We start from the raw sequence: 6,684 nt of genomic DNA on the forward strand, positions 1-6,684 counted from the left end.
GGCGACGGCGACGGCCGAGGCCGTCGCGGCGACCGCGGCCGCCGCGGCCAGTGCGCGGCGGCGGGTGATGTCGGGCATGCGGGTCCTCCTGTGGAGTGGTCCGGTGGTGACCACGCATGCCTATCGGGATGTCACGTGGCGGAAGAAATCACCCGGAAGCGGTTGGCTGCGATCCGGACAATTACTTACATGTCGTACAGAGTTGAACCAAGATGATCTTGCTGTGCGGATGGCCGGGTCCGCTCCGGAACGGGCAATTCCTTGCCGGGCCGTCCCGGTTTCCCTCGTTCCTTTCCGGCCGGCGCCCGCCGAAGTGGCGCGGCTCACCGCGTGAGAGTGACGTGATCGCGTGGTCCGGCACCCTGCTACCCTCCGGTGCCGTTCGACCACGTCGGGTGACTGCCAGGGGAGTGCGCGTGAAGGTCGTCTGTGTCGGAGGCGGGCCCGCCGGCCTCTGCCTCGCCATCCTGCTCAAGCGGCAGGACCCCGCCCACGACGTCACCGTCCACGAGCGCAACCCCGAGGGCTCCACGTACGGCTGGGGGGTGACGTACTGGCGCGGCCTCCTCGACAAGCTCCAGGCGTACGACCCCGAGTCCGCGCGCGCGATCGAGACCCACTCCGTGCGCTGGAGCGACGGCGTCGCCCACGTGCGGGACGTCACCACCCGCCACCACGGCGACGAGGGCTTCGGGATCGGCCGGCACCGGCTGCTGGACCTGCTCGCCGGCCGGGCCCGCGCCCTCGGCGTCCGCGTGGAGTTCGACAGCGGACCGACCGGCCCGCCCGCCGGCGCGGACCTCGTCGTCGCGGCCGACGGTGTGCACAGCGCCCTGCGCACCCACCGGGCCGGCCACTTCGGCACCCGGATCACCCCCGGGCGCAACCACTACATCTGGCTCGGCACCACCCGGGTCTTCGACGCCTTCACGTTCGCCTTCACCGAGACCGGGCACGGCTGGATCTGGGCCTACGGCTACGGCTACAGCCGCGACCACAGCACCTGCGTCGTCGAGTGCTCCCCGCAGACCTTCACCGGCCTCGGCCTGGACCGGGCCGACGAGGGCGAGAGCCTGGCCCTGCTGGAGAAACTCTTCGCCGACGTCCTCGACGGCCACCCCCTGATCGCCCGCCCCGGGGCCTCCTGGCAGAACTTCGGCACCCTGACCAACCGCACCTGGCACCACGGCAACCTGGTCCTGCTCGGCGACGCCGCCCACACCACCCACTACTCCGTCGGAGCCGGCACCACCCTCGCCCTGGAGGACGCCATGTGCCTCGCCGACGCCCTGCGCGCACACGCCGACCTGCCCGAGGCCCTGGCCGCCTACGAACGGCGGCGCCAGGCCGAGCTGCTGTCCGTCCAGAGCGCGGCCCGCTACAGCGCCCAGTGGTACGAGAACCTGCCCCGCTACATCCACCTGCCCCCGCACCGGATGTTCGCCCTGCTCGGCCAGCGCCACTCGCCGCTGCTGCCGTACGTCCCGCCGCAGCTGTACTACGGCCTGGACAAGGCGGTCGGGCAACTGGAACCGCTGCGCAGGCTCAAGCGCTGGCTCGGCCCCCGGGCGGCTCGCGCCCTGCACGCCCGCCGGCGCTAGCCCGGCCGGCACTCCGCCGGACGCCCCCCACTGGCTCCCGGAACGGTTGGTGAATGGCCATTCACTCGTTAGAGTGAATTGTTATTCACCTTGTATCCGTGCCGTCCGCAGGAGCGCCGATGGACCAGCCAGACCCGATGTCCCCGCCGCCGGGCACCGGTGGGCAGCCGCCCCGCCTGCGCGACCGGCTCACCATCCCGGTGCTGGCGTCGGGCGGCATCCTCATGGCGGTCATGCAGACCGTGGTCGTCCCCCTCCTCCCCGACCTGCCCCGGCTCACCGGTGCCTCGGCCGCCGCCGTCTCCTGGACCGTCACCGCCACCCTTCTCTCCGGCGCCGTCCTCACCCCCGTGCTGGGCCGGGCCGGCGACATGTACGGCAAACGCCGGGTGCTCATCGCCGCGCTCGCCCTGATGACCGTCGGGTCCGTCATGTGCGCGCTCTCCTCCGACATCGGCGTGCTCATCGCCGCCCGCGCACTCCAGGGCGCCGCCGCCTCCGTCGTCCCGCTGTCCATCAGCATCCTGCGGGACGAACTCCCGCCCCAGCGCCGGGGGTCGGCGGTGGCGCTGATGAGTTCCACCGTCGGCATCGGCGCCGCGCTCGGCCTGCCGCTCGCCGCGCTGGTCGTGCAGTACGCCGACTGGCACACCATGTTCTGGCTGACCAGCGCCCTCGGCGCGGCGGGTGTCGCGGCCACCTGGTGGGCGGTGAAGGAGTCGCCGGTGCGCGAGCCCGGACGGTTCGACGTCCTCGGCGCGCTCGGTCTCGCCGCCGGGCTCGTCTGTCTGCTGCTCGGCGTCTCCCAGGGCGGCACCTGGGGCTGGGGGAGCGCGCGGGTCCTCGGGCTGTTCCTCGCCGCCGTCGTCGTCCTCGCCCTGTGGTGGTGGCAGCAGCTGCGCACCGCACGGCCGCTGGTCGACCTCCGGCTGGTCACCCGGCCCCGCGTGGGCCTGTCCCACGTGGCGGCCCTGCTGACCGGGTTCGCCTTCTACGCCAACTCCCTGGTCACCGCCCAGCTGGTGCAGGCACCGAAGGCCACCGGGTACGGCCTCGGCCTGTCCATCGTCGCCACCGGGCTGTGCCTGCTGCCCGGCGGCGTCACCATGCTGCTGTTCTCCCCGCTGTCCGCCCGCATCTCGGCCGCGCGCGGCCCGCGCATCACGCTCGCGCTGGGCGCGGCCGTCATCGCCTGCGGGTACGCGCTGCGCATCGCCGACAGCCGCGACCTGTGGATGATCATCGTGGGTGCCACCGTGGTGGCGACCGGCACCACGCTCGCCTACTCCGCGCTGCCGACCCTGATCCTGCGCGCCGTCCCGGCCGCCCAGACGGCCTCGGCCAACGGCGTCAACGTCCTCATGCGCACCATCGGGCAGGCCGTCTCCAGCGCGGCCGTCGCCGCCGTCCTCGTCCACCACAGCAGCCCCCTCGGCGGTGTCCCGGTCCCCACACTGCACGGCTACCAGCTCGCCTTCACCGTGGCGGGCGTCGTCGCCCTCGCTGCCTGCGCGGCGGCCCTGTCCATCCCGGACACCGACGGCACCGGCCCCACCCGGCGGGCCCGGGGCGCGATCCGGGGCGCCCGCGACGAGGCGCTGGAGGGGGCGTGAGGGCCATGACCACGCCGTCCGACCGGAGCCCCGCCCCCGCACGCCGGGACGCGGAGGCCACGAGGACCGCCATCCTGAAAGCCGCCCGCTTCCTCCTGGCCAGGCACGCGCACGCCGACATCACCCTCAAGGCCGTCGCCGACCGGGCCGGTGTCAGCCCCCCGCTGATCCTGAAGTACTTCGGCAACAAGGACGCCCTCTTCGCCCGCGTGATGTCCTTCGACACCGACGCCGACGACCTGCTGGAGGCCCCGCTGGAGGACCTCGGCCGGCACATGGTCCGGCACGTGCTGTCCAGCCAGCGCGAGCGGGGCGCCGATCCGCTGCTGCGCATCGCCTTCGCCCCGCTGCACGGCGACCACGGTGACGTGCTGCGCGCCAACTTCCGCGCCCAGGTGACCGAACGCCTCGCCACCCGGCTCACCGGCCCCGACACCGGACTGCGCGCCGAACTCGCGGTCGCCGCCCTCGTCGGCCTCGGCGTGATGTACGGCATCGCCCGCGGTCCGCACCTGCGCGGCACCGACGCCGACGAGATCGCCGACCGCTACGGTCCCGCCGTACAGGCGCAGCTGACCCCCGGCGGCCCGCCTCCCCGGTGACGCCGGGCTCCGTCGGCGCAGCAGCCGTTCCACGAGCCCGTCCCGGACACCCCGTGCGGATCCAGCCGGTCCGGCGTCGCAACCTCCAGGGCGACGCCGGCGCGGCGCCCACCGGTCGCCGGCGTGCACCACCCGACCGGGTGAAGTCGGGCCGGTGGACGCGGCGGTCCGGGCGGAACGACCGGTTCCGCGGGAGGCCGGGCCGGGTGACACACTGACGGCATGGACGAACGCGCAATCCGCAGGTCGGGCCAGTGGGCATCGGTCGTCGGTCTCGGCACCTGGCAGCTGGGTGCCGACTGGGGCGACGTGGACGACAAGGAGGCCCTGGCCGTCCTGGAGGCGGCGGCCGAGGCCGGGGTCACCTTCTTCGACACGGCCGACGTGTACGGCGACGGGCGCAGCGAGGAGACCATCGCCTCCTTCCTGCGCGGCCGGCCGGACCTGCACGTGCTCGTGGCCACCAAGATGGGCCGCCGGGTCGAACAGATCCCCGAGAACTACGTCCTGGCCAACTTCCGCGAGTGGAACGACCGCTCGCGCCGCAACCTCGGCGTCGACCGCATCGACCTGGTGCAGCTGCACTGCCCGCCCACCCCGGTCTACTCCACGGACGCGGTGTTCGACGCCCTGGACACCCTGGTGGAGGAGGAGCGCGTCGCCGCGTACGGGGTGAGCGTGGAGACCTGCGCCGAGGCGCTCACGGCGATCGCCCGGCCGAACGTGGCGAGCGTGCAGATCATCCTCAACCCGTTCCGCATGAAGCCCCTGCACGAGGTGCTGCCCGCCGCCCGCGAGGCCGGCGTCGGCATCATCGCGCGCGTGCCGCTCGCCTCCGGGCTGCTGTCCGGCAGATACACCAAGGACACGGTGTTCGCGGCCGACGACCACCGCACCTACAACCGGCACGGTGAGGCGTTCGACCAGGGCGAGACCTTCTCCGGCGTCGACTACGGCACGGGCGTCGAGGCCGCCGCCGAGTTCGCCGCGCTCGCCCCCGAGGGATACACCCCGGCCCAGCTGGCGCTGCGCTGGATCATCGAGCAGGACGGCGTGACCACCGTGATCCCCGGCGCCCGCAGCCAGGAGCAGGCCCGTGCCAACGCCGCCGCGGCCAAACTGCCGCCGCTGCCGGAGGAGACCCGCACCGCGATCCGCGAGCTGTACGACCGCCGGATCAAGGCCCAGGTCGAACACCGCTGGTGAGCGGGTGCGCGCCGGCCGTTTGAAGGAACGGCCGGGCGGTTATCCGCACCGCATGACGCAGGACGGGCGGCGCCGGGGGCGCGACGAGACCGAGGAAGAGCGGGCCGACCGGAGATGGGGCGAGCTCATCCAGGAAGTCCGGGTGGCCCAGACGGGCGTGCAGATCCTGTTCGGCTTCCTGCTGACCGTCGTCTTCCAGCCCAAGTACGAGCGCCTGGCGACCACGGACCAGGTGATCTACATCGTGACCGTCGTCCTGGGCGCCTGCGCCACCGGCGCCCTCATCGGCCCGGTGTCCCTGCACCGCCTGGTCGCCGGCCGCCGGGTCAAGCCGCAGGCGGTGCGGCTGGCCTCGGGGCTGACGTTCGTCGGCCTGGTCCTGCTGCTGGTCACCATGACGTCGGCCCTGCTGCTGATCCTCCGGGTGGCCACGCACGACGGCTACGTCCCGTACCTGGTGGCGGCCGTCGTCGCCTGGTACCTCACGTGCTGGTACGGCCTGCCCCTGTGGGCCCGCCGCAAGCACACGACCCGGCCGCCGGACCAGGACGGCGAGGGCTAGTCGGCCTCCTGCCTGATGTAGTCCTCGTACTGCGCGGCACTGAGCAGCCCGGCCAGCTGCCGCCGGTCGGTCAGCGTGATCGCGACCATCCAGCCTTCGCCGTACGGATCCGTGTTGACCAGTTCCGGATCGTCGTTGAGGGCGGCGTTCGGCTCCGAGACGGTACCGCTCAGCGGCATGTACACCTCGCTCACCGCCTTGACGGACTCCAGGCTGCCGAACGGCTGCCCGGCGTCGAACTTCGCCCCGGCCTCCGGAAGTTCGACGAAGACGACGTCACCGAGCTGCTTCTGGGCGTGGTCGGTGATGCCCACGTACGCCTTGTCGCCCGTGATGCGGACCCACTCGTGGTCCTTGGTGTACTTGAGGTCCTCAGGGGTGGCCATGCGGCTCCTCCGTGTGATGGTCCCGGTGCGCCGACGGATCGGTCGGGCACCACCGCAAGACTGCAACAGGCAGCGGACCGCAACCAGGATTCTCACTCCACCGGGTGAACGCGGGCGCGGCACCGGGCCGCTGATCAGCCCGTGGAGAGGATCTCCGCCAGCAGCTCGTCCACCGGGACGTGCTCCCGCCCCGGCGCGACGAGTCGGTGGGTCTCCCGCAGGAACGCGGCGACCGCGGGCGCCCAGGCGTGCACCACGGCGCGGTGCCGGCTGCCGTCCGGCCGGGTGTCGCCGAGGAACTCCATGCGCAGTTCGTGCCACAGGCCGGTGGCAACGGGCCGCAGCCGCACGTCACCGATGCCGACCGGCCCGGCCAGACCGGCGGTGAGCATCTCCCGGTCCAGCCGCCAGCAGGCCAGCACATGTCCGTCGTGGGCGAAGACGGCGGTCACGGCGAACGGGTCGTCGGCGTCGTAGCCGAGGTGGACCAGCACCGGACAGCGTCCGGTGCCGGGCGTGAGGAGCTGCACGACCAGGGTCTTGTGCACGAACGGGTTCACGCGCGGGCCTCCGGGAACAATCGGCGTAGGGCCCTCTAGTACCCCGGCATCGCCCGGGATGCTCACCCGGGTGCGTGATTCCCGAAGGTGCGGCGCCGCGCGGTGCGGGCCGCGCGGTGCGGCGCCGCGCGGCCGGACAGCGGCCGCCGGACAG

General features: G+C 73.0%; 7 protein-coding genes. 5 read left to right on the top strand and 2 right to left on the bottom strand.

The features are described 5' to 3' along the window. Positions 1–410 precede the first annotated feature (410 nt). The 5 genes from GT045_RS19785 (at position 411) to GT045_RS19805 (ending at position 5,584) form a co-directional block, all read left to right on the top strand. Positions 411–1,601, top strand: a complete 1,191-nt coding sequence (locus GT045_RS19785; protein ID WP_161334957.1) for an FAD-dependent monooxygenase — start codon at positions 411–413, stop codon at positions 1,599–1,601. 119 nt (positions 1,602–1,720) lie between these two features. Beyond that, positions 1,721–3,214 carry an MFS transporter gene (locus GT045_RS19790; RefSeq protein WP_161334954.1) on the top strand — a complete coding sequence of 498 codons (1,494 nt, stop codon included), beginning with the start codon at positions 1,721–1,723 and terminating at the stop codon, positions 3,212–3,214. A 5-nt stretch (positions 3,215–3,219) separates the two neighbouring features. Then, a complete protein-coding gene (locus GT045_RS19795) occupies positions 3,220–3,816 on the top strand; it encodes a TetR family transcriptional regulator (RefSeq protein ID WP_202515039.1) in 597 nt (198 codons plus the stop codon). 222 nt (positions 3,817–4,038) lie between these two features. Further along, complete coding sequence (locus GT045_RS19800) at positions 4,039–5,022, top strand: aldo/keto reductase (RefSeq protein ID WP_161334955.1); 984 nt, start codon at positions 4,039–4,041, stop codon at positions 5,020–5,022. 52 nt (positions 5,023–5,074) lie between these two features. After that, entirely contained in the window at positions 5,075–5,584 is a 510-nt protein-coding gene (locus tag GT045_RS19805; RefSeq protein ID WP_161287426.1) for a DUF6328 family protein, read from the top strand. Here the strand turns inward: GT045_RS19805 and gcvH are convergent. Both gcvH and GT045_RS19815 read right to left on the bottom strand, forming a co-directional pair. After that, entirely contained in the window at positions 5,581–5,970 is a 390-nt protein-coding gene (gene gcvH, locus GT045_RS19810) for a glycine cleavage system protein GcvH (protein ID WP_161334956.1), read from the bottom strand. The genes GT045_RS19805 and gcvH overlap by 4 nt on opposite strands. A 134-nt stretch (positions 5,971–6,104) precedes the next feature. Then, complete coding sequence (locus GT045_RS19815; protein ID WP_161287424.1) at positions 6,105–6,530, bottom strand: SsgA family sporulation/cell division regulator; 426 nt, start codon at positions 6,528–6,530, stop codon at positions 6,105–6,107. Positions 6,531–6,684: the final 154 nt, after the last annotated feature.

The sequence above is a fragment of the Streptomyces sp. SID486 genome (genome assembly GCF_009865385.1).
GTDB lineage: Bacteria > Actinomycetota > Actinomycetes > Streptomycetales > Streptomycetaceae > Streptomyces.

What these genes read in the sequence shown, in the direction of transcription:
- gcvH (WP_161334956.1), bottom strand. Translation starts at nt 5,970, where the DNA reads ATGGCCACCCCTGAGGACCTCAAGTACACCAAGGACCACGAGTGGGTC.
- GT045_RS19790 (WP_161334954.1), top strand. Translation starts at nt 1,721, where the DNA reads ATGGACCAGCCAGACCCGATGTCCCCGCCGCCGGGCACCGGTGGGCAG.
- GT045_RS19800 (WP_161334955.1), top strand. Translation starts at nt 4,039, where the DNA reads ATGGACGAACGCGCAATCCGCAGGTCGGGCCAGTGGGCATCGGTCGTC.
- GT045_RS19795 (WP_202515039.1), top strand. Translation starts at nt 3,220, where the DNA reads ATGACCACGCCGTCCGACCGGAGCCCCGCCCCCGCACGCCGGGACGCG.
- GT045_RS19805 (WP_161287426.1), top strand. Translation starts at nt 5,075, where the DNA reads ATGACGCAGGACGGGCGGCGCCGGGGGCGCGACGAGACCGAGGAAGAG.